The organism is Vibrio sp. 10N.222.55.A1, assembly GCF_041473835.1.
GTDB lineage: Bacteria > Pseudomonadota > Gammaproteobacteria > Enterobacterales > Vibrionaceae > Vibrio > Vibrio crassostreae_C.
Window position 1 is genome coordinate 114,679 of record NZ_JBFRSX010000008.1, and the last position, 24,539, is coordinate 139,217.

The window sequence follows — 24,539 nt, forward strand, 5'->3', positions numbered from 1 at the left end:
CAATACCGCCCCTATATCTCCCAATCCTTTAGTATTTAGCAAACGATTTCGACCCATGTTACTTATCATCGATAACTACGACTCTTTTACCTATAACTTGTATCAGTATTTCTGTGAGTTAGGGGTAACTGTAAAAGTTGTTCGCAACGATGAGATTGATATTGCGGGCATCGAAGCGCTAAATCCTAGCCATCTTGTTATCTCGCCGGGCCCATGTACGCCCGATGATGCGGGAATTTCGCTGCAGGTGATTGAACACTTCGTTGGTAAGCTGCCGATCTTAGGTGTGTGTCTTGGTCATCAAGCCATTGCTCAAGTCTTTGGTGGTGAAGTGGTGAGAGCCAGACAAGTGATGCACGGTAAAACCTCGCCTATTCGTCATAACGGGAAGAGTGTTTTTCAAGGTCTCAATAACCCTCTGACTGTGACTCGTTACCACTCTTTAGTGGTGAAAAACGGCACATTACCAGACTGTTTTGAGCTGACGTCTTGGACGGAATTTGAAGATGGTAGTATGGATGAGATCATGGGTTATCAACACAAAACCTTGCCGATTGATGCCGTCCAATTTCACCCTGAATCGATTAAAACAGAGCAAGGACACCAGCTTCTCGCTAACTTCCTAGCACGCTGAGTGTTTAAATTTGGCTTTTCATTCGTTCAAATAAGCCAGTTAAACGTATTACCTCGTTCGTTAAGCGTTTTAATTCGGGCGCGCCGCGTCTTCATCCCTCTGACGCCGATCACTTTTTATAACATTTCTCCCTCTTCAGGCTAAGTTTTTAGTCTATGCAATATTATTCGCCTTATTTCCTCTCGAACCCCTTATACCGCTGTACCAGTAAGGCTTTGCTGTTGATGGATAGACGTTTAGTTAAAAAAAGCTTCATAAAACAGATTGTTTGATGCATAAATAGTCATAGGTAGTGACGTTTAGCTGGTTGTTAGGGATGGCTAAAGAATAATCTACTATTGAAAAGGTTAATTAAATGTAAATATAATGCTGCAGCGGGATTATGGCGGGACAAAATATCTTTATCTCACTTATGAACCATTACGCTTATTTGCGAAGCTTGCGGTATCGAGAAGGAATGTACGATGACAGTGGAAAATAATGTAGAACGTAGTCTTTTTAATGAGGTGATGGTGCCTTGTTATAACCCAATGGAAATGATCCCGGTAAAAGGGGAAGGCGCACGCGTTTGGGACCAACAAGGCCGAGAGTATATCGACTTTGCTGGCGGTATCGCTGTGAGCTGCTTGGGTCACTGTCACCCAGCAATGGTGAATGCCGTTACTGAGCAAGCAAACAAGATTTGGCATCTGAGTAACGTGATGACCAACGAACCTGCACTGCGTCTAGCGAAGAAGCTAACCGACGTATGTTTTGCAGAAAAAGTATTCTTTGCGAACTCTGGTGCAGAAGCGAACGAAGCAGCACTTAAGCTAGCTCGTCGTTGGGCTGCGGATGTTCACGGTCCTGAGAAATCTGAAATCATTGCATTCAAACAAGGTTTCCACGGTCGTACTTTCTTTACTGTAACCGTTGGTGGTCAAGAAGCTTACTCAGATGGCTTCGGTCCAAAACCTGGCGATGTAACTCACCTACCTTACAACGATATTGCCGCTCTAGAAGCGCATATCTCTGATCGCACTTGTGCCATCATGATGGAACCTCTGCAAGGCGAGGGCGGTATCATCTCTCCAACGGCTGAGTTCGTGAATACGGTTCGTGAACTGTGTGACAAGCACAATGCATTGTTGATTTTTGATGAAGTACAAACAGGTAATGGTCGTACTGGTAACTTCTATGCTTACCAAGGTCTGGGCGTGACGCCAGACATTCTAAGCACAGCGAAGTCTCTAGGTGGCGGTTTCCCTATCGGCGCAATGCTGACGACGTCTGAACTGGCTACACACCTTAAGGTTGGTACGCACGGTTCTACATACGGTGGTAACCCACTGGCGTGTGCGGTAGCTGAAGCAGTGGTTGACGTAGTTAGCCAACCTGAGACTCTAGAAGGCGTAAAAGAGCGTGAAGCGCTATTCCGTGATGGTCTAACTAAGATTAACGACAAATACCAAATTTTCAGTGAGATTCGTGGTAAAGGCCTATTGTTAGGTGCTGCACTGAATGACGAATGGCAAGGGCGTGCGCGTGACGTATTAGTAGCAGCAGGCGAGCAAGGCCTAATGGTACTGGTTGCGGGTGCAAACGTGGTTCGTTTTACTCCATCACTGGTTATCACTAAACAAGAAATTGAAGAAGGTTTATCAAAACTAGACAAAGCAATCGCTACGCTAGTTTAGCCTGAGCGGCGTCATAGGAATGATCGCCAATAGAGCGATCCCATGACGTTCTGCTAAAGGCCCAAGCTTCTGGTTTTGGGCCTATTTTGCATCTGGAGGGAATATTGATGCTAGTTGTTCGCCCAATAAAACTGTCTGATTACGATGCGCTGCACACCTGTGCAGTTGAATCAGGTCATGGATTCACATCTCTTCCGGTTAACGAAGAATTGTTAACTAACCGAATTACCCATTCTGAATACAGCTTTGCGAAAGCAGACGTGACCGAACCCGGTGATGAAGGCTATCTAATGGTGGGTTTCGACGCTGAAACTGGCGAAGTTGCTGGTACAACGGGTATCGAAGCTTCCATTGGCTGGGATGTGCCTTTTTACTCGTACCACATCAGTAAAGTGGTTCACTCTTCACAGCGCCTTAAAGTGAATAACGTGGTTAAGCTGTTGACGTTTGGTAATAACTACACAGGCTGCAGCGAAATTTGTACGCTGTTCTTACGTCCTGATTACCGCAAAGGCTTAAACGGTCGACTGATGTCTAAGTGTCGTTTCCTACTGATGGCTGAGCACCCAGAGCGTTTCTCAAAAACGATCTTTGCTGAGATGCGTGGTGTATCAGATGCGGAAGGCAATTCTCCTTTCTGGCAATGGCTGCAAGAACATTTCTTCTCGATTGACTTCACGCTTGCCGATTACCTAACCGGTATTGGTAAGAAAGGCTTCATTGCTGACCTAATGCCTAAGCTACCTATCTACGTGAACCTACTGAGCAAAGAAGCTCAAGCGGTGATCGGAGAGGTACATGACAATACGCGCCCTGCACTTAAGTTGCTGGAACGTGAAGGTTTCACCAACCGTGGTTATGTCGACATCTTTGATGCAGGCCCAACGGTTGAGTGTGATCTAAGAAACATCGAATCTGTGCGTCACTCAATTCGAGCACAGGTTCAAATTGCAGAGCACTCTAGCTCTAAAGACTTCCTAATTGGTAATACCTCGTTTGAGAACTTCCGCGCAGTAGCCGCGAAAGGTGCGTATGACCAAGCAAGCGACACAGTGATTTTATCATCTGAAGTAGCAAGCGCTCTTGAAGTAAAAGAAGGCGAATTCGTTCGCATGTTGGCTCAATAAGAGCGGCGATTATCTGTCGAAGATTTTAAGGATAGAAGTATGACTCAGTGGATAGCAGGACAGTGGGTGGCAGGTCAAGGTGACGCCATGACATCAGTAAGCCCATACAACAATGAAGTAGTGTGGCAGGGTGATAGCGCGACACCAGCACAGGTTGAATCTGCAGTAGCAGCAGCTCGTGAAGCCTTCTTGGTTTGGAAAAAACTGAGCTTTGCAGAGCGTGAAGCGATCGTGTTGAACTTTGCTGAGAAAGTTAAAGAGAACAGCGAAGAAATCGCGCAAATCATCGCGAAAGAGACGGGTAAACCGATTTGGGAAACTCGCACTGAAGCGGGCGCAATGGCGGGCAAGATTGCTATTTCAATTCGTGCTTACCATGAGCGTACCGGTGAAGCTTCTCGTGAAGCGGCAGGCAACCAGATTGTACTGCGTCACCGTCCATTAGGCGTGATGGCAGTATTTGGTCCTTATAACTTCCCTGGTCACCTACCTAACGGTCATATTGTTCCTGCACTGCTATCGGGTAATACCGTGGTATTTAAGCCTTCAGAGCAGACACCTTGGACGGGTGAGTTTGCGATGAAATTATGGCAAGAAGCGGGTCTTCCTGCTGGCGTAATCAACTTAGTACAAGGCGCTAAAGAGACAGGTATCGCACTGGCCGATGCTAAAGGTCTTGATGGCGTGCTGTTCACAGGTAGCGCTAATACTGGGCATATCCTTCACCGTCAATTCGCGGGCCAACCGGGCAAGATGCTGGCACTAGAGATGGGTGGCAATAACCCTATGGTGATCAGTGACCAATATGGTGACGCAGACGCAACGGTATACACCATTATCCAATCGGCGTTCATCAGTGCGGGTCAACGTTGTACATGTGCTCGTCGTTTGTACGTGCCTGTTGGCGAGAAGGGGGATCTGCTACTCGATAAGCTGGTCGCAGCGACGCAAAAGATTCGTGTTGATCAGCCATTCGCTGAACCAGCACCCTTCATGGGTCCTCAGATCTCTGAAGCTGCGGCTAAGTTCATTCTGGACGCGCAAGCGAATCTACAATCGTTAGGCGGCGTCAGCCTAGTAGAAGCAAAAGCGGGTCAAGCGGCGTTTGTTTCTCCGGGTATTATCGACGCAACCAACATTGCTGAGCTGCCGGATGAAGAGTACTTCGGTCCACTGCTACAAGTGGTTCGTTACCAATCGCTAAAGCAAGCGGTTGAGCTAGCTAACGACACACGCTTTGGTTTATCTGCTGGCTTAGTATCAACAGATGATTCTGAATGGGAATACTTTGTTGACCATATCCGTGCGGGCATTGTTAACCGTAACCGCCAGCTAACAGGCGCAAGTGGCGATGCTCCATTTGGTGGTCCAGGTGCTTCGGGCAACTTACGCCCAAGTGCTTACTACGCGGCTGACTACTGTGCTTACCCTATGGCTTCAATGGAAGGTGGCGAAACTCAACTTCCGGCAACGTTTAGCCCAGGTATTGAGCTTTAATTTAGGCTAATGAGTCTTAGGCTTATGCGTTAAGTTTGAAATAGGAAGCGGTGCTATCGCTTCCTTTTTCCATCACGCCCAACACCTAGATTGGGCGGTAGATAATAATAGAAAAGTATGTCACAGGCTGATGGCTGCTGACTCTGTGTCTCAGCCTCTCCCTTTCTAATCCAAATTACTAGCTTGCTAGAACCTCTGACAAGGAGTCACCATGACGCCCGATCTACTCTTTAAATCACTTTGGGACGATTACATTCACAGGCTTTGTCCATCGGCTGAGAAAGTACATCACTTGCTGAAAGAAGACGAAGCTCTGATTAATGATCACATTGCACTGCGTACTTTCAATGTTGCTCCGCTAGGTATTGAAACATTGGCTAAGCCTTTCCTTGAGCTAGGTTATAAAGCGTGTGGCGATTACTTGTTTGAGAGTAAGAAGCTAGTCGCGAAGCATTACGAGCACCCAGATCCAAATCAACCTAAAGTGTTCATTAGTGAGTTGAAGGTCGAAGAGTGTTCAAGTGATTTACAACAGATCGTTGCTAAATTGGTTGAGCAAGTCGACGTAAGCAAGCTTCAAGGCCATGAATTCTTGTTTGGTGGTCGTCTATGGGACTTGAGCTTCGCAGATTTCCAAGTGCTTGCAAAAGAGAGTGAATACGCGTCTTGGCTCGCAGCTCATGGTTACGGTGCCAACCACTTTACAGTGAGCGTTAATCAACTCGATGCTTTTGATGAAGTGCAGGCAGTGAATGATTATTTGAGCGAATCAGGCTTCACGATCAATGCATCTGGTGGCCAGGTTAAAGGCTCTCCAGAGGTCTTATTAGAGCAATCATCAACAATGGCAGATAAAGTCCCAGTTTCATTTGTTGAGGGCAATGAGATGATTCCTGGAGGCTTCTATGAGTTCGCTAAGCGTTATGCGATGGCTAATGGTGAGCTTTATACCGGTTTTGTGGCAGCATCGGCTGACAAGATCTTCGAAAGCACTAACGGTTAAAGAAAGATACGAGTACGGACTTTACCCTAAAGATGCAGATAGGCTTCGCTTCGAGAGTGTTTGCGCTTCGAAGCTGTAGGTGTTTCATTCGTATTTTCTTTGTAGATCTTTAGAAAACAAAAAAGCCACCAAATTTGCATTTGGTGGCTTTCAAATTTTAGGCTCAGTTAATCGAGATTAACGAGTGCCATATACCACGATAGTTTTACCGTGTGCAGAAATTAGGTTCTGCTCTTCTAGCATCTTCAAGATACGACCAACGGTCTCACGAGAACAACCAACGATCTGGCCAATCTCTTGGCGAGTGATCTTGATTTGCATGCCGTCAGGGTGAGTCATTGCATCTGGTTGTTTTGCTAGGTTTAGTAGCGTTTGTGCGATACGACCAGTTACGTCAAGGAACGCTAAGTCACCAACTTTTTGGCTAGTTACTTGTAGACGGTTTGCCATTTGCGCTGATAGACGCATTAGGATGTCTGGGTTCACTTGGATAAGTTGACGGAATTTCTTGAAAGAAATTTCAGCTACTTCACAAGGAGATTTTGCACGAACCCAAGCTGTACGCTCTTGGTCTTCTTCGAATAAGCCTAGCTCACCGATGAAGTCGCCTTGGTTTAGGTAAGAAAGAATCATTTCCTTACCTTCTTCGTCTTTGATAAGAACTGCCACAGAACCTTTAACAATGTAGTACAAGGTTTCTGCCTTTTCACCAGCATGAATCAAAGTACTTTTTGATGGGTACTTATGAATATGACAGTGTGAAAGGAACCACTCTAATGTTGGATCGGTTTGAGGTTTACCTAGAACCATAATATCTCACTTCCTCTGCAGGGTATGCTTGCCGCTTTCCGTATTTTAGCTAAGCCTGGATTGACTTGTAGGATAAGAGCACTCGTTGAGCGCTGCAAGCTATCTTGTGTTTCGTTTAAGAATAGTATCCTTTTTCAGGTACTATTTCTTGATTTTAATCGTGACCAAGCTACGATTTTTTACGCAAAATTGTGCACATGATCACGGTATGAAAAGTAATCAACCAGAATGGTGCTCTGTTAACCAATTTTTCCGGTTTCGATGAGTTGTTGTAGGATCGGCCTTACAATGAGCTCCATAGCAAAACTCATCTTCCCTCCTGGTACCACAAGCGTGTTGTGGCGAGACATAAATGAGCCATCAATCATAGCTAAAAGGTAAGGGAAATCGACGTTTTTGATGCCGCGCAAACGTATAACAACGAAGCTTTCGTCTAAACTTGGGATCCCTTTAGCGTTGAGAGGGTTTGATGTGTCTACCGTTGGAACACGCTGAAAGTTGATGTGAGTACGCGAAAACTGAGGAGTAATGTAGTTAAGGTAATCATCCATCGAGCGAACAATCGAGTCCATTACTGCTTCACGAGAATGACCACGATCGCGTGTGTCGCGAACGAATTTCTGGATCCATTCTAAGTTGACGATAGGTACCATGCCGATCAGCAAGTCGACGTGTTGAGAAACATTGATATCGCCATCAACCACACCGCCGTGCAGGCCTTCGTAAAACATCACATCTGAATTTTCTGGGATCTCTTGCCATGGCGTAAAGGTGCCTGGCATTTGATTGTAAGGAACGGCTTCATCGAACGTGTGCAGGTAGCTACGTACCTTGCCTGTACCTTCGTTACCGTATTTACGGAAGAACTCTTCTAATGCGCCAAAATCGTTGGCTTGTGGACCAAAGTAGCTGATGTGCTTACCTTGCTCGCGAGCCTTACGGATCTCGACATCCATCTCTGGTCGAGTGAAGCGATGGAAACTATCCCCTTCAACCCAAGCGGCCTTCACGTCCATCATATTGAACATTTTTCGGAAGGCTTCTGAGGTAGTGGTGGTGCCGGCTCCTGATGAACCCGTCACCGCAATAATTGGATGTTTAGCGGACATGACAACCCTTGTCTTTTGAGTAACTTACTTGTTAGCAATCGTTTACCACTATAACACGGCTCCTTTATGAGCGCAGCCTAGAAGCGTTTTGTGACTTGAATATCAACGGTTTCATGCAGCTCAGAAAATACGATGCTGACTTCCTTTGAGGCTAATTGATGTTTCACTTGATCAATCTTGTTTTGCAGTGAAACCTCTACGTCGCCGTAGTCTGTGCCTTCACGCAGCACGAATTCTTTAATGAGGTTTTCCAGTGTTTCTGGTGCAATGTCTTGCCATGGGATGATCATAAATACTTCTCTCTTTTATGTTCATAAATAGGTTTATTGATGTGTTGATTACTGTGTCTAGTGACGTCTACTACTCAGTCCTTAAAAAAGGCTCGCTCATTATGCCGAATCTTGAATACTTTCATAGTAGGCGGGTAATGCTTCTTCTAACCAAAACCTTGGTTTGAGCGTGCTACCGGTAATGAACCCCACATGGCCGCCTTTTTGAAACAGGCGATAGTCGATGTTGTCAGGCAACACGAACTTTGGAATTACGTCGTCTGTCATAAACGGATCGTCTTTGGCATGGATGATCTGAGTCGGTAGTTTAATCTTATTAAGTTTAGGAAGCGCTGAGCACTGAGCATAGTAGTCCTGAGCATTCTTGAACCCGTGCAGAGGCGCAGTAATCCGTTCATCAAACTCATACAGCTTGTCTATCTTCTTAATGGTTTCGGCGGTGATACCGAGCTTTTCTTGCAACAGCTTAATCTTTTTCAAGGCATTCGATTTGAGAGAGTTGAGCAGGTACTTTTTATAGAGCTTAGAGAAACCTCGCTCAATACGACTAGAGCAACAAGCCAGATCAAAAGGTGCAGAGACAATCGTCGCCGCCGACAGCAATGGGTCGTCCGCGTATTCAGCCAAATAGTTCGCCAGCATGTTACCGCCCAAAGAGATACCAACCGCTACCTTAGGGTTATTGGGAAACTGGGCGTGTAGGTGTCTTAGGAAAAAGCGCGCATCTTCGACCTCACCTGAATGGTAAGCACGAGCTAGGCGATTGGGTTTTCCGCTGCAGCCTCTGAAGTGCATCATTACCGATAACCAACCATCTTTAGCAAATGCATTCATCAATCCGTTGGCGTAAGGGCTCTCAAAGCTACCTTCTAAACCATGGAATAGAACGAATATCGGCTTGTTACTTCGATCATCATTGCTTGGGTTGTCACAGTCTGGTGATTCGCTCCAAGCAAGATCAAGAAAGTCACCATCGGGAGTTTCTAAGGTTTGCCAGTGAGGATGAAACAGCGCCTGTTTTCTAATAAACCGTGGCACTAAGGTTTGTAAGTGCGGATTAGAGAGACCAGCGGCTGCGGTAAATATTGTCATAAAAACGATCCATGCTTCTTTGATGGGCTTTGATAACGTGTTGAGCTTGCAGTGAAACGCCCACGTTTTTATTTGAGCTTGGTTGATTCTCGGCATAAGCGCAAGGCTTTCACTTATACGAGACACAAAAACAGGCTATGGGTAACCGTTTGAATAATATCAAGGTTAAGCTTGGATCTTGATTGAATAAAAGGGAAAGAGAACGAGCTAGGGCTGTGGTGCTGGTTCAGAAAAAGCGTCGCAGAGGTTTTCAGCCCCTAATAAACGACAGTACTGAAAAGTGAGCGGTGATTGCTGGTTAGCGTACAGTTGTAGGGAGTTTATACAGTCGACCAGATCGGACTGTTGTTGCTTTTCAAGCTGTAACTCAAACTTTAGCGCTTCACGGTATAGAGAGTCGACAACGTGTGCTTTGAGATGTTTACGTAGCTCTCGATAGCTATGAAGCAGGGTTTCAGAGCGGCTTAAACACTGTTGAACTTTATGCCACTCTTCTTCAGCAAAAGACAATTGCTGCTCATCAAGCCATTTGAGAAGCAGCAGTAGATTGACGTTGCCGTGGAACTGGTTTTGCAAAGCTAAGCACGCATCCTTTACACCGCGCACACTGTAATACTGAAGGCTAAATTGCCATAGTCGTTCCAGTGTTAGTGATATTGGGGCGTGCTCTGGGCTCATAAGCTATCCATATCCTGTTCCATCTGCTCAAGCTCTTCTTGAGTGGACATCCAATCCATTTCAACTTCTTCTAGCTGTGACTTACTGCTCGCTTGGAGAGCGAGTACTTTATTCAGTTTAGCCTTATTTTCAGCTTCATACAGTGATGTGTCGGATAATTCTTGCTCAGCTTCTTCAAGAGCCTGCGTTAATTTATCCATCTGCTTTTCAAATTGAGTGAGCTTTTTACGAAGTGGTGCCGTCAGTTTACGGAACTCGGCTTCTTTACGTTTCTGCTCTTTTTTCGCTGCTGCACTGTTGGCGCCGTCTTTGGCTGGTGCCAATGCTTGTGCCTCTTTGCGCTCAACTTTCTGTTGCTCGGTTAGCCACTTGTAGTAATCGCTTAGGTCACCATCAAACGGTGCGACTTGGCGGTCGTGTACAAGGTATAAATCATCGGTAGTTGCACGCAGTAGGTAACGGTCGTGCGATACGATAACCATTGCGCCTTCAAACGTCTGCAGGGCAAAAGTCAGCGCTTGACGCATGTCGAGATCCAAGTGGTTGGTTGGTTCATCGAGTAGCAACAGGTTCGGTTTTTGCCATACCAGTAGCGCCAGAACTAAACGCGCTTTTTCACCACCAGAGAAGGGTGCTACTTTATCAAGTGCTTTTTCACCTTGGAAACCGAAGCTACCTAGGTAATCACGCAATTGTTGCTCGGTGTGTTTAGGGGCAATCTGCATCATGTGCTGCAGCGGTGTTTCTTCTGGGTGCAACGTTTCTAACTGGTGCTGTGCAAAGTAACCAATCTTAACGCCTTGCGAATAACTCAGTTCACCGCCTTGCTGTTTAAGTTCGCCAGAAAGCAGTTTAATCAGTGTTGATTTACCAGCACCATTTCGACCAAGTAGACCAATACGGCTACCCGGTACTAGGTTCAGGCGAATTTTCTCTAGAATCAGATTGTCATCATAGCCCGCTGATACTTCATCCATCATCATGATTGGATTTGGTAGCGCGTCTGGTTCTCTAAACTCAAAGCTGAATGGATTATCAAACTGAGCAGGCAGCACTTGTTCCATTTTCTCTAGCGCTTTAATACGGCTTTGCGCTTGGCGAGCCTTTGAAGCTTTGTAACGGAAACGGTCAATGTAGCTCTGCATGTGAGACATCTGTTTCTGCTGCTTTTGGTACATCGCTTGTTGCAGAATCAGTTTTTGCGCTCGTTGGGTTTCGAACGATGAGTAGTTACCCGTGTACTCATTGAGCTGTTGGTTTTCAACGTGCACGATGCGGTTGACGATAGGGTCTAAGAAGTCTCTATCGTGCGAGATAAGCACTAGCGTGCCAGGGTAGCTTTGTAACCAACGCTCTAGCCACATTACTGCGTCTAAATCCAAGTGGTTGGTAGGCTCATCGAGTAGCAGTAGGTCACTGCGACACAGTAGGGCTTGCGCTAGGTTCAAACGCATACGCCAACCACCTGAGAATTGAGTCAGGTTCCATGTCATTTGTTCTTGGCTAAAGCCTAGGCCATCCAGTAACTCGGCAGCACGTGCCTTTATGCTGTAACCACCAATGGTTTCAATCTTGCCGTGGATCTCTGCTACCAATGTGCCATTGTCGGCTTGTTCAGCTTTCTCTAGTTGATCTTCAAGGCCGCGGTATTCACGGTCACCATCAATCACGTATTCAATTGCTGTTCTTTCTAATGCAGGGGTTTCTTGAGCAACCCAAGCCATTTCCCAATGGGCAGGTTTGCTGAATGAGCCCGCATCAATAGACAGTTCGTCCTTAATTAAGGCGAATAGCGTAGATTTACCACAGCCGTTTTTACCAACCAAACCGATCTTGTCGCCAGGGTGAAAAGTCGCAGATGCTTGGTCGAGGAGTGGCTTACCGCCGCGTAGCAATTGAATATCAGAGAAAGTAATCATAATTGAAATAGCATAGAAATTAGAGGTGAACAGACGCCTGCATAGTAGGCTGAAACCAGATAAAAGTCGATCACAATGCAATTTGCGTTATGATGCCAATAACATATTAATAACTTTTGCTTAAATTCTTGTGGCCTTGCCACCGTTTAGCCCTCAAAGGAATGTTTCAAAGGAATGAGTAATACTCCCTCGACAGACAAAGTCGTGCCAAAGGTGTTGATCATCTACGCGCACCCAGAGCCGCAAACCTCTATTGCTAACCAGATGATGGTTAAGAAGGTAGAGTCGCTCGGTCATGTCAAAGTTCATGATCTCTACGCCATCTACCCTGACTTCTTTATTGATGTGCCTTATGAGCATGAATTGCTCCTTCAGTACGATGTGATCGTGTTTCAGCATCCTCTGTTCATGTATTCCTGTCCTTCATTGTTAAAAGAGTGGTTTGATCGCGTGTTAGGCAAGGGTTTTGCGTTTGGTGAGCAGAGCGCACTTAAAGGCAAACACTGGCGCAGTGTGATTACTACCGGTGGTAAAGAAGAGGCGTTTGGTGCCGCAGGCTATAATAAATATCCATTACAAGAGATCTTGCAACCATTCGAGCTTACCGCTGCTTTGTGTCAGATGAATTGGATATCCCCTTTGGTTTTACACTGGGCACGAAATGTCTCCGATATGACGCGTTACCAACACGCCGAAGCGTATCGAAATTGGTTGCGAGACCCGCTACAAGATATAGGAGCAGATGATGGCTCTGACTAATGATTTTCTACAAAGTAGCGTGATATTTTTAGCGGCTGCTGTGGTTGCGGTTCCTATCGCACAGCGTGCCGGTTTGGGTTCAGTACTTGGTTACTTATTAGCGGGCGTGGCAATTGGCCCATGGGGGCTTGGCTTAATCAGTGATGTCGAAGCGATTCTACACTTCTCCGAATTCGGGGTGGTACTGCTGCTCTTCTTGATTGGTCTCGAACTTAATCCGAAAAAACTGTGGCAGATGCGAGCGCCGATTCTAGGACTCGGTGGCGCACAAGTGCTGATCACCACTCTGATTATTACCGCCATCGCCTGTCTATTTGGATTAACTTGGCAAACCAGCCTGGTAATAGGTATGGGTTTAGCGTTGTCTTCGACAGCCATTGCTTTACGCGTTATTGAAGAGCGAGAACTTGGTGGTAAAGAAGCCGGGCAGTCAGGCTTTGCAGTACTGCTTTTCCAAGATATAGCTGTTATCCCTATGTTGGCGATGCTGCCTTTGCTCGTTGGCAATACGGGCGGCAGTTGGGCTGACATGCTGTGGATGCTAGGCGGTGTGATTGGTCTGCTGGTCGGTGGTCACTTCTTGTTGAGGCCACTGTTCCGATACGTAGTGATGAGCGGTGTCCGTGAGCTTTTCACGGTTGCAGCGTTGTTATTGGTGATTGGTATTGCCGTCATCATGCAGCAGATTGGCTTATCGATGGCATTAGGTACTTTCTTGGCGGGCGTCCTTCTGGCTGAAAGTGAATATCGACACGAGCTTGAAATTGCGATTGACCCATTCAAAGGGTTACTGCTCGGCCTGTTCTTTATCTCGGTTGGCATGGCGGTAAATCTAGGTTTATTGGCAGAAAGCCCATTCGCAATACTAATAGCTGTAATGGCCCTCGTGGTGTTGAAAGGTTTAGTGCTGTACGCGCTAGCTCGTATCTTTGGAACACAGGCAAAAGCGCGTAGCCGAATGGCGATGATTCTTAGCCAAGGTGGTGAGTTTGCTTTCGTTATTTTTACCGCGGCGAGTGCGCAGGGCATCTTAAGTGGCGAACAGGTGTCGTTCTTACTGGTAGTAGTGAGCCTGTCTATGGTGACCACGCCACTAATGCTTAAGCTGCAAGATAAGTTCTTTGCTCGTCAACTGAACCAAATCAGCGAAAGTGCGATGTCTTCGGATGTGGTTGATCGCAGCCCTCGAGTGATCATTGCTGGCTTTGGTCGCTTCGGTCAGATCATCGGTCGCTTGATGTACGCTAATAAGATTCGTATCACTGTCCTTGAAAGTGATGCCAGCCAAATCCATATCCTTAGAAAGTTTGGCTACAAAGTCTTTTACGGAGACTCGACTCACCTAGAGCTATTACGCGCAGCCGGTGCTGATAAAGCAGAGGCGATTGTGTTGTGTACTGACTCCCCTGATGAAATCATGAAAACCGTCGATTTATGTAAGCAGCACTTCCCACGCTTAAAGATCTTGGCGCGTGCACGAAGCCGTGTTGAAGCGTATCAACTACTTAACCACGGTGTGAGTAACTATTCGCGTGAAACCTTCCTTGGAGCATTGGATTTAGGTCGTCAAACATTGACTGAACTTGGCATGCATCCATATAAAGCGAAGCGAGCAGAAGCACACTTTAGAAAGTTGGATAATGGTATGCTGAAAGAGTTGCTGCCTCAGCATAACGAAGATGCCGAGTTAGCCCAAAGAGCGAAAGAGGCTCGTAAAGAACTTGAAGAGATCTTTGGACACGAGATGGAAAACGATCACCAATCTCGAAACTATTGGCAGTAGCTTGAAGTGATAACTCATGCTTGAGCTTAGAAATAGAGCTTGGGCATAGAAATAACAGACTATAGAACTAACCTAATAATAAACGCGGTCTCTGCTTAACTTATCAATAAAGTGAGTGGGAAGAACCGCGAATCCAGAGCAGTAAAGGATATGAACGTGAAACAGAAAAAACGCTTTATCGCAGGGGCAAGCTGCCCAAGTTGCAACACTCAAGACACACTCCGTTGGTGGATTGAAAATAATATCGAGCTGGTGGAATGTGTCGATTGTGACTTCACAGAACAGCGTAAACCGAAAACTGTAGAGAAATCTGAACACGCGAATCAAGAAATGATCGGTATTTTTAAGCCAGAATGATTGAGTTTCGTTAATTGATCCCCATAATATCCCGGTACAGAATTTTTCCTAAGCTCAACTGTTCGAGCTTAGTCCAAACCTCCTTGGAGCTCTCATGAAAATTGAAAAGAACGTAGTAGTTAGTGTTGCATATCAAGTGAAACTTGAAGATGGCGTAGTAGTTGACCAATCAACTGCAGAAGCTCCACTAGATTACCTTCACGGTCACAACAACCTAATTACAGGTCTTGAAAAAGAGCTTGAAGGCAAAGTAGCTGGCGACAAGTTCTCTGCAACTGTTACTCCAGAAGATGCATACGGCGAACACAACGACGCACTAGTTCAACGTGTTCCTGCTGACGTATTCCAAGGTGTTGAGCAAATCGAAGTTGGCATGCGTTTCCTAGCGGATACTGACCAAGGTCCAATCCCAGTTGAAGTTACTGAAGTAGATGGCGACGAAGTTGTTGTTGATGGTAACCACATGCTAGCTGGCCAAACTCTAACGTTTGACGTTGAAGTTGTAGCGGTTCGTGAAGCGACTGAAGAAGAAGTTCAACACGGTCACGTACACCAAGAAGGCGGCTGTGGCGGTCACGACCACGATCATGACCACGAAGGCGGTTGCTGTGGTGGCGAAGGCCATGACCACGGTGAAGAGAAAAAAGACGGCTGCTGCGGCGGCGGTAGCTGTGGTTCTCACTAATACCGAATTAACGGTTTAGTTTAAGAATCTTGAAAGCCTCCCTTGTGGAGGCTTTTTGCGTTTAGGAGTCTCGCTTTTTGACCTCGCTTTTCTCTACCAAACTAAGTGTCCGCAAATCTAAGCATTCGTAAAAGTTTGGTTTTCGTTATCAGACATCGAACCATGGATGTGGTATTGATAGCACAACATTATAAGACGACGTCAGTGGAGAGTTTGTATGTCACAGCCTTTTTCAATTGCCATTCATGGTGGTGCAGGAACCATCTTGCGCGAGCAAATGAGCTATGAATTAAAAGCGGGTATTACCGAGGCTTTGGAAAAATCGGTTTTGGCTGGTTATCAAATATTGCAATCGGGTGGTGATGCTCTGGATGCGGTAGTGGCATCGGTTAAGGTGATGGAAGACAGCCCGCACTTTAATGCCGGTAGGGGCTCTGTTTTGACGCATGATGAATTTGTTGAGATGGACGCTTCTGTGATGCATGGCCGCGAAATGGATGCAGGTGCTATTGCAGGCGTTCGCCATATCAAAAACCCAATTGAGCTTGCACGTGATGTGATGCGGAAAAGCGACCATGTGTTGCTGATTGGTGAAGGTGCCGAGAAGTTTGCGTTTGAGCATGACTACACCTTTACCGAGCAAGACTACTTCTTTACTGAGCGCCGCTATGACCAACTTCAGTCGATGAAAGAGAAAGGCATCTTTGCTCTGTCTGAAGCGAAATATGATGAACAGCAAGCTGAGAAATACCCTGACGATAAAAAGTACGGCACGGTTGGTGCGGTCGCATTAGACCAAGCGGGTAACTTAGCGGCAGCAACCAGTACCGGTGGCGTGACCAATAAGAAATACGGTCGTGTGGGTGACTCTCCGATCATTGGTGCAGGAACCATCGCTGAAAATGGCAATGTTGCCGTCTCAACAACCGGGATGGGTGAGTTCTTCCTACGTAAAATGGTCGCCAGTGATGTCGCAGCACGAATGCGTTATCTGAAAGAAGATGTGCACACCGCTTGTGAAACGATCATTCAAGGTGAATTGAAAACCATGGGTGGAGAAGGTGGCTTGATCGCTATCGATGGCCAAGGCGATATACATTTTGGTATGAACAGCTCAGGAATGTATCGTGCAAGCGTTGATACTCAAGGTCGTGTTGAAGTGAAGATTTATGCCGACGACTAAGTTGGTATCGGCTTAATTGGCTTTAGCTTATTCACTGAGATGAAATAAACAAAAGGGCGACAGATAAGTATCTGTCGCCCTTTTAGTTTTCTATGTCCCGTCCTGAAATGTGTTTACACATTGAGGACGAGAAACTAACGATATGCGTCGTTAGATTTAATTGGTTATTTTGAACCGCACTTAATAGTGTGGAGGTGGCGTCTCTTCTGATGCGTCAGCTAGATTAGAGCCATCCATATTTTTTACTTTGCCAACCACGAACTTCATCTGATCTTGCATTCTCGTGATTAACATTTGTTGTTGGCTAAGCGCTTCATTGAGTTCTTCAATGGTCTGTTCTTGGAAAGCTAGCTGACACTCTAGGTCATTTACGCGGCTTTCTAGTTGTTCAACTCGCTTTTCTGTCATCGTTCTTAATCCACATTCCAAGCTTGGGCAATGCCCGCAGAGGTGCCCGATATCACACGGTTCTTATCATCAAAGGCTGCATCATACACTACCGCACGAGGAGGGCGAGCATCTTTTAGTGGCTCAGCATCGTGGCGAGAAATTCGTTTGCCATCCTGAGTATTCCACACACTCACTTGGCTGGATGGCGTGCCCGTCACCAACATGCTGCCGTCATCAGAAAAACGAGCACTCGAAAAAATCAACTGTCGAGACCAGCTTTGCAATTGCGCTTGAGGTTCGCCCGTTTCAAGATCCCAAATCATCGCTTGATTGCCGCCATCAGAGGTAAAAGCCAGTTCACCATCGCGTTGTAGCGCGACTCGTACTACTCTTTGTTCATGCTCAAAGGTGCGCAACACCAAGCCCGACTCGGTATCCCAAAGGTAAGCTTTGTAGTCGTTGCCGCCTGATAATGCGTAGCGGCCATTAGAAGAGAGGGAGACTGAATTCACTTTTTCTCGGTGAGCAAGGAACTCCAGACGGCGTCCGGTGACTAAGTCCACATAGATGGCTTTTCCATTAGAAAGGCCAAGCAGTACTTTTTCACCATTGCTAGAGATATCGACATCGCGAATCAAGCCGTCGGAGATAGACCAGAGCCCTTGTGCTTGAGTCCAAGATAAGTCCCAAACGGCGAAGTTCATCTGGCTAGCGGTAATGGCAAAACGGCCATTGTCCGAGATACGGATACGCGATACTTGGTTTTCTAACTGGTCTTGTGGACCAAGCTGAGCCAACTCTTGGTCTTCGGCGAGGTCCCAAAGGAGCAGTTGCTTTTGCTGAGAGTAGAGCAGGGCGAAGCGTCCATCTCTGCTGAGTGCAAAGCTGGTGGCACCATTGGGCTCAATTTCCCAACGCTGCTCATCATCTTGGAAGAAAAAGCAACCATTTAACAAGGTGATGACAATTGTACATAGCAATGAGTGGAAAAATATTCGCATCACATCTAATAATCCGGTTTGTGTCGAAAGACATATGACTAGTATATTGTTATAACTAACGTATTCACACCAATCTAATCATTAGATTTGTGCACAATAACCAATGGCTTGGCCATTAATTGGAGAATTCAATGAAATCAGTTTTAAAAGTATCACTGCTTGCCGCAACGGTTATGCTAGCAGTTGGTTGTCAGAAAGAAGAACCAAAGGCAGAAGCTCCACAGGTTGAAGAAGTTAAAGTTGAAGCAGTAAACTTTAAAACAGAAGACGACAAAGCGGCATACGCAATCGGCGTATCTTTCGCTAACTACCTAAGCACAAGCATTGATAAGCCAAGCGAGCTAGGTATTAACCTAGACAAAGATATGGTTCTTCAAGGTATCGAAGACGTATTCGCAGAGAAAACTGCACTGAACGAAGAAGAAACTCGCGCAGCTCTTGAAGCTCTAGACAAGCGTGTTGCTGAAACTATGCAAGCACAAGCGGCAGAGAAATCAGCTGAAACTAAGAAAGCAGGTGATGACTTCCGCGCTGAGTTCGCAAAGATTGAAGGCGTAGAGCAAACTGAATCTGGCCTACTTTACCAAGTAATGACAGCTGGCGAAGGCGCTTCTCCAAAAGACACTGATACTGTTCAAGTTCACTACAAAGGTACGCTAACAGACGGTACTCAGTTCGACAGCTCTTACGACCGTGGTGAACCAGCAACATTCCCACTTAACCGCGTAATCCCAGGCTGGACTGAAGGCGTACAACTGATGCAAGTTGGTTCTAAGTACAAGTTCGTTATCCCGCCAGAGCTAGCATACGGTGAGCAAGACACACCGACTATCCCTGCTAACTCAACGCTAGTATTCGAAGTAGAACTACTAAACATCGATAACGCTGAAGCAGCTCCTGCACAGTAATATCGGTTAAAAGCCTCGTACTAAAATACGTTGATTGAATAAAAAGCCTAACTTTGAGTTAGGCTTTTTTTATGATTTGAAGATGAGTATTTGATTTTTAAACTTGTTCTAAATCACTAGTTGCAATGTTAGCTAGGTGTGCAATTAAAATTTTCTGATAAACTTACATAAATTTGTTGATTTTTCACACGAAGGTAAGGAATAAGTGACTACTACAGAAACAGTCAATGCAGATGTGTTACTTGAAATGGAATCAGTCCACGTTATGCCATTCAGTGAACACGATAAAATCATTCTAAGATCTTATGAGGCCGTTGTTGACGGTATTGCGAGCCTTATTGGTCCGTTTTGTGAAATCGTTTTGCACTCTTTAGAAGACCTCAATACTTCTGCGATTAAAATTGCCAACGGCGAAAATACAGGTCGTCAGGTTGGCTCGCCGATCACCGATCTTGCATTGAAGATGCTAAAAGATATTGAAGGTTCTAAGCGTAACTTCTCACGTTCATACTTCACTCGCGCTAAAGGCGGAGTGTTGATGAAGTCGATCACGGTTGCTATCCGCAACGGTGAAGACCGAGTGATTGGCCTACTGTGTATTAACGTGAATCTAGACGCGCCATTCTCACAAGTGCTGCAATCGTTCATGCCTACACAAGACGCAGACGAAGCCGCATCATCGGTTAACTTCGCTAGTGACGTTGAAGAACTTGTCGACCAAACGGTTGAACGCACCATTGAAGAAATTAACGCTGACAAATCGGTATCGAACAATACTAAGAACCGTCAGATCGTGATGGAGCTGTACGACAAAGGTATTTTCGATATTAAAGACGCGATCAACCGCGTTGCTGAGCGACTGAACATCTCTAAGCACACCGTGTACCTATACATCCGCCAACGTAAAACAGAGGATGAAGAGGGTTGCTAAGCTATACACTCCTAGTGAATGGGCCAGTCTATGGCTCACAGTCAGCAAGAAGTGCCTACCAGTTTGCCGTGGCTCTGATTAAACAGGGCCACAAACTTCACAGTGTGTTCTTCTATCAAGATGGCGTCAGTAACGGCTCAGACCTTACCGTACCGGCTAACGATGAATTTGATTTAGCTTCTGCTTGGCAAAAGCTGGCTGATGAACACGATGTTAGCCTTGAAACCTGTGTGGCAGCTGCGCTAAGACGCGGAGTGATTAGCTCTGAAGAAGCAGAGCAACATCAACTAAGTGCCTCTAACCTAGCCACTGGATTTACTCAAGCCGGATTAGGGAGCTTATCGGAAGCGCTACTAACGCAAGATAGGGTTGTGCAGTTTTGAGAAAGTTAGCCTTTATATTTAACAGTTTCCCTCATACGACCGCTGCGGGTAGAGAAGGGTTAGACGCCCTGCTTGCTGCGTCCGCATATAGTGAAGACATTGCCGTGTTCTTTGTTGGCGATGGCGTGACACAGCTTCTCAAAGCGCAGCAGCCCGACGAAACACTATCGCGTGACTACATCTCTGCATTCAAACTTATGGACCTGTACGACATCGAACAGGTGTATGTGTGTCAGCGTAGTCTGAGTCAGTTTGGTCTTTCAGCAGACAACCTGCTGATCGATGTGACCACCGTTGAAGCCGACGAGTTAACGCAGAAGTTAGCTCAGTGCCAACAGATACTGACTTTCTAGGGGACGCTATGCTTCATATTGTAAAATCAGTCGACAAACTTAAACTCGCATTGACCTATTCTCAGCCACAAGATCAGTATCTTTTGGTGGAAGATGCGGTGTATGTTTGCCTTCCCAATCATGAGTTATTCACTCAAATCTGCGCAGTAGAGCAGGTGTCGGTGTTAAAACCAGATCTCGATAGCCGAGGTTTACAACTACTTGTCTCAAGTACCATTGATCAAGTTGACTTCGATGGCTTCGTTAAACTGACGGTTTTGAACGACAAATCAGTCACTTGGTAGCTGTGTTTTATCAGTTTGGTTAAAAGTAGACCATCCTGAGCTCTAGACGGCTAAAAAAGATCTGTATATTTCTTGACACACCTCCCACTGCTGAATAGAATTTTGCGTCCCTAATTACGACTTGTGATTAGGGATAGATTTTTCACAAAGCTTACTTTCAAGTAAATTTCAGGAGCTAGTTAATGGCAACTATTAACCAGTTGGTTCGCAAACCTCGTGTAAAGCAAGTTGTTAAAAGCAACGTGCCTGCACTAGAAGCGTGCCCACAAAAACGTGGTGTATGTACTCGTGTTTACACTACTACACCTAAAAAACCTAACTCGGCACTACGTAAAGTATGTCGTGTACGTCTAACTAACGGTTTCGAAGTAACTTCGTACATCGGCGGTGAAGGCCACAACCTACAAGAGCACAGTGTTGTACTAATCCGTGGCGGTCGTGTAAAAGACCTTCCGGGTGTTCGTTACCACACTGTTCGCGGCGCACTTGACTGTGCTGGCGTTAACGACCGTAAACAAGGTCGTTCTAAGTACGGTGTGAAACGTCCTAAGTCTTAATTGATTCTCTTTTTTAAAAAGAAATCGTTAAGTAAGGCCAAACACTATTTTATTTATTATTCTGAAAAGTTTTGGAAAAAACCTGAAGAAGACAACGGAGAATATCCATGCCACGTCGTCGCGTAATAGGTCAGCGTAAGATCCTTCCAGATCCTAAGTTCAAATCTGAATTGCTGGCAAAATTCGTTAACATCCTTATGGTTGACGGAAAGAAATCTACTGCAGAAAAAATCGTTTACACTGCACTAGATTCAATGGCTGAGAAGTCTGGTAAAGACCACTTAGCTGTATTTGAAGAAGCTCTTGAAAATGTTCGCCCAGCGGTAGAAGTTAAATCTCGCCGTGTAGGTGGTTCAACTTACCAAGTACCTGTAGAAGTTCGTCCGGTTCGCCGTAACGCTCTTGCTATGCGTTGGGTAGTTGAAGCTGCGCGTAAGCGTGGTGAAAAATCTATGGCTCAACGCCTAGCTGCTGAAATGCTAGACGCGTCTGAGAACAAAGGTACTGCGGTTAAGAAACGTGAAGACGTTCACCGCATGGCTGACGCAAACAAAGCGTTCGCACATTACCGTTGGTAATACCTTTTTAGTGCTGCAAGGTTCCTTGCAGCACTTCTTTAGTTCCTATGCTTATGCTAGGAACTATTGCTATTTCTAGGGCAAGCAATTTTTAGCGAAGCATCGCTTTTAACGCCTAATCTAGACATAGCAATAGTCCCTAAGTCTCTAATAAGAGGATTCAACCGTGGCTCGTAAAACTCCTATAGAGCAATACCGTAATATCGGTATCGTTGCTCACGTAGATGCAGGTAAAACAACCACAAGTGAACGTATTCTGTTCTATACCGGTCTTTCTCACAAAATCGGCGAAGTTCACGATGGTGCAGCAACCATGGACTGGATGGAGCAAGAGCAAGAGCGCGGTATTACGATCACTTCAGCAGCAACCACTACGTTTTGGCGTGGTATGGAAGCTCAGTTCTCGGACCACCGTATTAACATCATCGACACTCCTGGACACGTTGACTTCACAATCGAAGTAGAACGTTCTCTGCGTGTGCTTGATGGTGCAGTTGTTGTGTTCTGTGGCTCATCTGGTGTTGAACCTCAGTCAGAGACAGTATGGCGTCAAGCTGATAAGTACCAAGTTCCACGTATGGTTTTCGTTAATAAAATGGACCGTACCGGCGCTGACTTCTTGCGCGTAGTTGAACAGATCAAGGACCGCTTAGGCGCAACTCCTGTTCCAATTCAACTGAACATTGGTGCTGAAGAAAACTTCCAAGGCGTTGTCGATCTTATCAAGATGAAGGCAATTAACTGGAATGAAGCTGACCAAGGCATGACTTTCACGTACGAAGATATTCCTGCAGACATGCAAGAAATGGCTGAAGAATATCGTACAGAACTTGTTGAAGCTGCTGCAGAAGCAAATGAAGAGCTGATGGATAAGTACCTTGAAGAAGGTGAACTAACAGAAGCTGAAATCAAACAAGGTCTTCGTACTCGTACCCTTAATAATGAAATCGTACTTGCTACTTGTGGTAGTGCATTCAAAAACAAAGGTGTACAAGCTGTTCTAGATGCAGTTGTTGATTTCCTTCCTTCTCCAGTCGATGTACCTGCAATTAAAGGTATCGATGAAGATGAGAACGAAGCAGAGCGTCACGCAGACGACAAAGAACCGTTCTCAGCGCTAGCATTTAAGATTGCAACAGACCCATTCGTTGGTACTTTAACTTTCATCCGTGTTTACTCTGGTGTTGTTGAAAGCGGTAAAACAGCTTATAACTCTGTGAAGAAACAACGTGAACGCTTAGGTCGCATTGTTCAAATGCACTCAAACAAGCGTGAAGAAGTAAAAGAAGTACGAGCAGGTGACATCGCAGCCATCATTGGCCTGAAAGATGTGACTACTGGTGAAACCCTTTGTGACCAGAACCATAAGATTGTTCTTGAGCGCATGGAGTTCCCAGATCCAGTTATTCAGATCGTTGTAGAGCCAAGCTCTCAAGCTGATCAAGACAAAATGACTATCGCTCTAGGTAAACTAGCAGCGGAAGACCCATCGTTCCGCGTTGATATGGATGCGGAAACTGGCCAGACTCTGATTTCTGGTATGGGTGAACTACACTTAGATATCATCGTTGACCGTATGAAGCGCGAATTTAGCGTGAACTGCAACGTTGGTAACCCGCAAGTGGCTTACCGTGAGACTATTCGTGGTACAGCGAAAGCGGAAGGTAAATTTATCCGTGAACATGGTGGTAAAGGTCAGTACGGTCACGTATGGCTGAAACTAGAACCATCAGAAGCTGGCGAAGGCTTTGTCTTTGTGGATGAAATTGCCAATGGTATCGTACCGAAAGAGTTTATCGCTTCAGTTGCTAAAGGCGTTGAAGAGCAGATGAACAATGGTGTGCTTGCTGGCTATCCAGTTTTGGATATCAAAGCTACACTATATGATGGTTCTTACCATGAAACAGATTCAAGTGAGATGGCGTTTACAATCGCTGCCTCTATGGCTTTCAGAACGGGTGCACTTGAAGCGCAACCGGTTCTGCTTGAGCCTATGATGAAAGTTGAAGTAACTACTCCAGAAGACTGGATGGGTGACGTTGTTGGCGATATTAACCGTCGTCGCGGCATCATCGAAGGTATGGACGAGGGGACAGCTGGCCTGAAGATAATTCGTGCACAAGTTCCGTTGTCTGTCATGTTCGGTTACGCAACTGATTTACGTTCTGCGACACAAGGTCGTGCTTCTTACTCTATGGAGTTTAGTGAGTACGCTGAAGTGCCTAACAATGTTGCAAAAGCAATCATTGCAGAGCGTGGTTAAACAAAAGGAAGGCATTTTTTTTCATTTTTTGAAAGAACAATGCGTCCAAATATTGCGCTAACGAGAGTTGGCGCATAAAATAGCAATTTCTGGCGCGTCTCGCTCAATAATGAACGTGGCGAATCATAACTAGGAAGGAACACGATTGTGTCTAAAGAAAAATTTGAACGTACGAAACCGCACGTAAACGTTGGTACTATCGGCCACGTTGACCACGGTAAAACAACTCTAACTGCTGCTATCTGTACTACTCTTGCAAAAGTATACGGCGGTGTTGCTAAAGATTTCG

27 protein-coding genes are annotated in these 24,539 nt (G+C 45.7%); 19 read left to right on the top strand and 8 right to left on the bottom strand.

Annotation, left to right across the window (positions count from 1 at the left end):
• Positions 1-55: 55 nt before the first annotated feature.
• From AB4493_RS02100 to AB4493_RS02120, 5 genes are all read left to right on the top strand, one after another.
• Positions 56-634, top strand: a complete 579-nt coding sequence (locus tag AB4493_RS02100) for an aminodeoxychorismate/anthranilate synthase component II (protein WP_009848915.1) — start codon at positions 56-58, stop codon at positions 632-634.
• A gap of 464 nt (positions 635-1,098) precedes the next feature.
• Entirely contained in the window at positions 1,099-2,310 is a 1,212-nt protein-coding gene (locus AB4493_RS02105; protein WP_008222315.1) for an aspartate aminotransferase family protein, read from the top strand.
• 107 nt (positions 2,311-2,417) lie between these two features.
• Positions 2,418-3,437 (top strand): arginine N-succinyltransferase, encoded by a 1,020-nt coding sequence (astA, locus tag AB4493_RS02110; protein WP_017061116.1) that lies wholly within the window; start codon positions 2,418-2,420, stop codon positions 3,435-3,437.
• 39 nt (positions 3,438-3,476) lie between these two features.
• Entirely contained in the window at positions 3,477-4,934 is a 1,458-nt protein-coding gene (gene astD, locus AB4493_RS02115; RefSeq protein ID WP_017071310.1) for a succinylglutamate-semialdehyde dehydrogenase, read from the top strand.
• 211 nt (positions 4,935-5,145) lie between these two features.
• On the top strand, positions 5,146-5,937 hold the full coding sequence (locus AB4493_RS02120; RefSeq protein ID WP_010435216.1) for a DUF1338 domain-containing protein: 792 nt from the start codon (positions 5,146-5,148) through the stop codon (positions 5,935-5,937).
• Between the two features lie 177 nt (positions 5,938-6,114).
• Here AB4493_RS02120 and crp read toward each other — a convergent pair whose 3' ends face one another.
• From crp to AB4493_RS02150, 6 genes are all read right to left on the bottom strand, one after another.
• Positions 6,115-6,747 carry a cAMP-activated global transcriptional regulator CRP gene (crp, locus tag AB4493_RS02125; protein WP_004729651.1) on the bottom strand — a complete coding sequence of 211 codons (633 nt, stop codon included), beginning with the start codon at positions 6,745-6,747 and terminating at the stop codon, positions 6,115-6,117.
• Between the two features lie 239 nt (positions 6,748-6,986).
• Positions 6,987-7,856 (bottom strand): phosphoribulokinase, encoded by an 870-nt coding sequence (locus AB4493_RS02130; protein ID WP_010435210.1) that lies wholly within the window; start codon positions 7,854-7,856, stop codon positions 6,987-6,989.
• Between the two features lie 77 nt (positions 7,857-7,933).
• A complete protein-coding gene (locus AB4493_RS02135; protein WP_004729649.1) occupies positions 7,934-8,146 on the bottom strand; it encodes a YheU family protein in 213 nt (70 codons plus the stop codon).
• Between the two features lie 99 nt (positions 8,147-8,245).
• Positions 8,246-9,238 (bottom strand): hydrolase, encoded by a 993-nt coding sequence (locus tag AB4493_RS02140; protein WP_372154439.1) that lies wholly within the window; start codon positions 9,236-9,238, stop codon positions 8,246-8,248.
• Positions 9,239-9,445: 207 nt separating this feature from the next.
• A complete protein-coding gene (locus AB4493_RS02145) occupies positions 9,446-9,916 on the bottom strand; it encodes a TIGR02444 family protein (RefSeq protein WP_017066206.1) in 471 nt (156 codons plus the stop codon).
• Positions 9,913-11,835 (bottom strand): ABC transporter ATP-binding protein, encoded by a 1,923-nt coding sequence (locus AB4493_RS02150; protein ID WP_017061112.1) that lies wholly within the window; start codon positions 11,833-11,835, stop codon positions 9,913-9,915. The genes AB4493_RS02145 and AB4493_RS02150 overlap by 4 nt, the downstream gene beginning before the upstream one ends.
• 174 nt (positions 11,836-12,009) lie before the next feature.
• Here AB4493_RS02150 and kefG point away from each other — a divergent pair, with 174 nt between their 5' ends.
• From kefG to AB4493_RS02175, 5 genes are all read left to right on the top strand, one after another.
• On the top strand, positions 12,010-12,594 hold the full coding sequence (kefG, locus tag AB4493_RS02155; protein WP_050711690.1) for a glutathione-regulated potassium-efflux system ancillary protein KefG: 585 nt from the start codon (positions 12,010-12,012) through the stop codon (positions 12,592-12,594).
• A complete protein-coding gene (kefB, locus tag AB4493_RS02160) occupies positions 12,581-14,377 on the top strand; it encodes a glutathione-regulated potassium-efflux system protein KefB (protein WP_372154440.1) in 1,797 nt (598 codons plus the stop codon). The genes kefG and kefB overlap by 14 nt, the downstream gene beginning before the upstream one ends.
• Positions 14,378-14,533: 156 nt before the next feature.
• Positions 14,534-14,734: a YheV family putative zinc ribbon protein gene (locus AB4493_RS02165; protein WP_029235422.1), complete on the top strand. Its 201-nt coding sequence runs from the start codon at positions 14,534-14,536 to the stop codon at positions 14,732-14,734.
• 94 nt (positions 14,735-14,828) lie between these two features.
• On the top strand, positions 14,829-15,419 hold the full coding sequence (slyD, locus tag AB4493_RS02170; protein ID WP_017061108.1) for a peptidylprolyl isomerase: 591 nt from the start codon (positions 14,829-14,831) through the stop codon (positions 15,417-15,419).
• 217 nt (positions 15,420-15,636) lie between these two features.
• Entirely contained in the window at positions 15,637-16,602 is a 966-nt protein-coding gene (locus AB4493_RS02175; protein ID WP_017061107.1) for an isoaspartyl peptidase/L-asparaginase family protein, read from the top strand.
• 180 nt (positions 16,603-16,782) lie between these two features.
• On the opposite strand, the gene AB4493_RS02180 is transcribed toward AB4493_RS02175, so the two are convergent.
• Together AB4493_RS02180 and AB4493_RS02185 are read right to left on the bottom strand one after the other, a co-directional pair.
• The gene (locus AB4493_RS02180) at positions 16,783-17,010 is read right to left on the bottom strand and encodes a SlyX family protein (RefSeq protein ID WP_009848930.1); all 228 of its coding nucleotides are present in this window, start codon (positions 17,008-17,010) and stop codon (positions 16,783-16,785) included.
• Positions 17,011-17,015: 5 nt separating this feature from the next.
• The gene (locus tag AB4493_RS02185; protein WP_017063707.1) at positions 17,016-17,993 is read right to left on the bottom strand and encodes a WD40 repeat domain-containing protein; all 978 of its coding nucleotides are present in this window, start codon (positions 17,991-17,993) and stop codon (positions 17,016-17,018) included.
• 131 nt (positions 17,994-18,124) lie between these two features.
• Here AB4493_RS02185 and fkpA point away from each other — a divergent pair, with 131 nt between their 5' ends.
• The 9 genes from fkpA to AB4493_RS02230 form a co-directional block, all read left to right on the top strand.
• Entirely contained in the window at positions 18,125-18,901 is a 777-nt protein-coding gene (gene fkpA, locus AB4493_RS02190) for an FKBP-type peptidyl-prolyl cis-trans isomerase (protein WP_372154441.1), read from the top strand.
• A gap of 205 nt (positions 18,902-19,106) precedes the next feature.
• Positions 19,107-19,832 carry a transcriptional regulator gene (locus AB4493_RS02195; RefSeq protein ID WP_004729851.1) on the top strand — a complete coding sequence of 242 codons (726 nt, stop codon included), beginning with the start codon at positions 19,107-19,109 and terminating at the stop codon, positions 19,830-19,832.
• Positions 19,826-20,215, top strand: coding sequence for a sulfurtransferase complex subunit TusD (gene tusD, locus AB4493_RS02200; RefSeq protein WP_017063709.1), 390 nt, complete (start codon positions 19,826-19,828; stop codon positions 20,213-20,215). Before AB4493_RS02195 ends, tusD begins: the two co-directional genes overlap by 7 nt.
• Complete coding sequence (gene tusC, locus AB4493_RS02205; protein ID WP_017063710.1) at positions 20,212-20,568, top strand: sulfurtransferase complex subunit TusC; 357 nt, start codon at positions 20,212-20,214, stop codon at positions 20,566-20,568. Before tusD ends, tusC begins: the two co-directional genes overlap by 4 nt.
• Before the next feature lie 8 nt (positions 20,569-20,576).
• A complete protein-coding gene (gene tusB, locus AB4493_RS02210; protein ID WP_017063711.1) occupies positions 20,577-20,852 on the top strand; it encodes a sulfurtransferase complex subunit TusB in 276 nt (91 codons plus the stop codon).
• A 182-nt stretch (positions 20,853-21,034) separates the two neighbouring features.
• On the top strand, positions 21,035-21,409 hold the full coding sequence (gene rpsL / locus AB4493_RS02215) for a 30S ribosomal protein S12 (protein ID WP_004737194.1): 375 nt from the start codon (positions 21,035-21,037) through the stop codon (positions 21,407-21,409).
• A gap of 107 nt (positions 21,410-21,516) precedes the next feature.
• Complete coding sequence (rpsG, locus tag AB4493_RS02220) at positions 21,517-21,987, top strand: 30S ribosomal protein S7 (RefSeq protein WP_010435163.1); 471 nt, start codon at positions 21,517-21,519, stop codon at positions 21,985-21,987.
• A 166-nt stretch (positions 21,988-22,153) separates the two neighbouring features.
• Positions 22,154-24,250: an elongation factor G gene (gene fusA / locus AB4493_RS02225; RefSeq protein ID WP_017061101.1), complete on the top strand. Its 2,097-nt coding sequence runs from the start codon at positions 22,154-22,156 to the stop codon at positions 24,248-24,250.
• Positions 24,251-24,397: 147 nt separating this feature from the next.
• Positions 24,398-24,539, top strand: a 142-nt coding sequence (locus AB4493_RS02230) for a GTP-binding protein (RefSeq protein ID WP_242456805.1), incomplete at its 3' end; no start/stop codon positions are given.

What these genes read in the sequence shown, in the direction of transcription:
- slyD (WP_017061108.1), top strand. Translation starts at nt 14,829, where the DNA reads ATGAAAATTGAAAAGAACGTAGTAGTTAGTGTTGCATATCAAGTGAAA.
- AB4493_RS02130 (WP_010435210.1), bottom strand. Translation starts at nt 7,856, where the DNA reads ATGTCCGCTAAACATCCAATTATTGCGGTGACGGGTTCATCAGGAGCC.
- AB4493_RS02180 (WP_009848930.1), bottom strand. Translation starts at nt 17,010, where the DNA reads ATGACAGAAAAGCGAGTTGAACAACTAGAAAGCCGCGTAAATGACCTA.
- astD (WP_017071310.1), top strand. Translation starts at nt 3,477, where the DNA reads ATGACTCAGTGGATAGCAGGACAGTGGGTGGCAGGTCAAGGTGACGCC.
- crp (WP_004729651.1), bottom strand. Translation starts at nt 6,747, where the DNA reads ATGGTTCTAGGTAAACCTCAAACCGATCCAACATTAGAGTGGTTCCTT.
- AB4493_RS02135 (WP_004729649.1), bottom strand. Translation starts at nt 8,146, where the DNA reads ATGATCATCCCATGGCAAGACATTGCACCAGAAACACTGGAAAACCTC.
- astA (WP_017061116.1), top strand. Translation starts at nt 2,418, where the DNA reads ATGCTAGTTGTTCGCCCAATAAAACTGTCTGATTACGATGCGCTGCAC.
- AB4493_RS02185 (WP_017063707.1), bottom strand. Translation starts at nt 17,993, where the DNA reads ATGCGAATATTTTTCCACTCATTGCTATGTACAATTGTCATCACCTTG.
- AB4493_RS02105 (WP_008222315.1), top strand. Translation starts at nt 1,099, where the DNA reads ATGACAGTGGAAAATAATGTAGAACGTAGTCTTTTTAATGAGGTGATG.
- kefG (WP_050711690.1), top strand. Translation starts at nt 12,010, where the DNA reads ATGAGTAATACTCCCTCGACAGACAAAGTCGTGCCAAAGGTGTTGATC.
- AB4493_RS02140 (WP_372154439.1), bottom strand. Translation starts at nt 9,238, where the DNA reads ATGACAATATTTACCGCAGCCGCTGGTCTCTCTAATCCGCACTTACAA.
- AB4493_RS02150 (WP_017061112.1), bottom strand. Translation starts at nt 11,835, where the DNA reads ATGATTACTTTCTCTGATATTCAATTGCTACGCGGCGGTAAGCCACTC.
- AB4493_RS02100 (WP_009848915.1), top strand. Translation starts at nt 56, where the DNA reads ATGTTACTTATCATCGATAACTACGACTCTTTTACCTATAACTTGTAT.
- rpsL (WP_004737194.1), top strand. Translation starts at nt 21,035, where the DNA reads ATGGCAACTATTAACCAGTTGGTTCGCAAACCTCGTGTAAAGCAAGTT.
- kefB (WP_372154440.1), top strand. Translation starts at nt 12,581, where the DNA reads ATGGCTCTGACTAATGATTTTCTACAAAGTAGCGTGATATTTTTAGCG.
- AB4493_RS02145 (WP_017066206.1), bottom strand. Translation starts at nt 9,916, where the DNA reads ATGAGCCCAGAGCACGCCCCAATATCACTAACACTGGAACGACTATGG.
- fkpA (WP_372154441.1), top strand. Translation starts at nt 18,125, where the DNA reads ATGAAATCAGTTTTAAAAGTATCACTGCTTGCCGCAACGGTTATGCTA.
- AB4493_RS02120 (WP_010435216.1), top strand. Translation starts at nt 5,146, where the DNA reads ATGACGCCCGATCTACTCTTTAAATCACTTTGGGACGATTACATTCAC.
- tusB (WP_017063711.1), top strand. Translation starts at nt 20,577, where the DNA reads ATGCTTCATATTGTAAAATCAGTCGACAAACTTAAACTCGCATTGACC.
- AB4493_RS02175 (WP_017061107.1), top strand. Translation starts at nt 15,637, where the DNA reads ATGTCACAGCCTTTTTCAATTGCCATTCATGGTGGTGCAGGAACCATC.
- rpsG (WP_010435163.1), top strand. Translation starts at nt 21,517, where the DNA reads ATGCCACGTCGTCGCGTAATAGGTCAGCGTAAGATCCTTCCAGATCCT.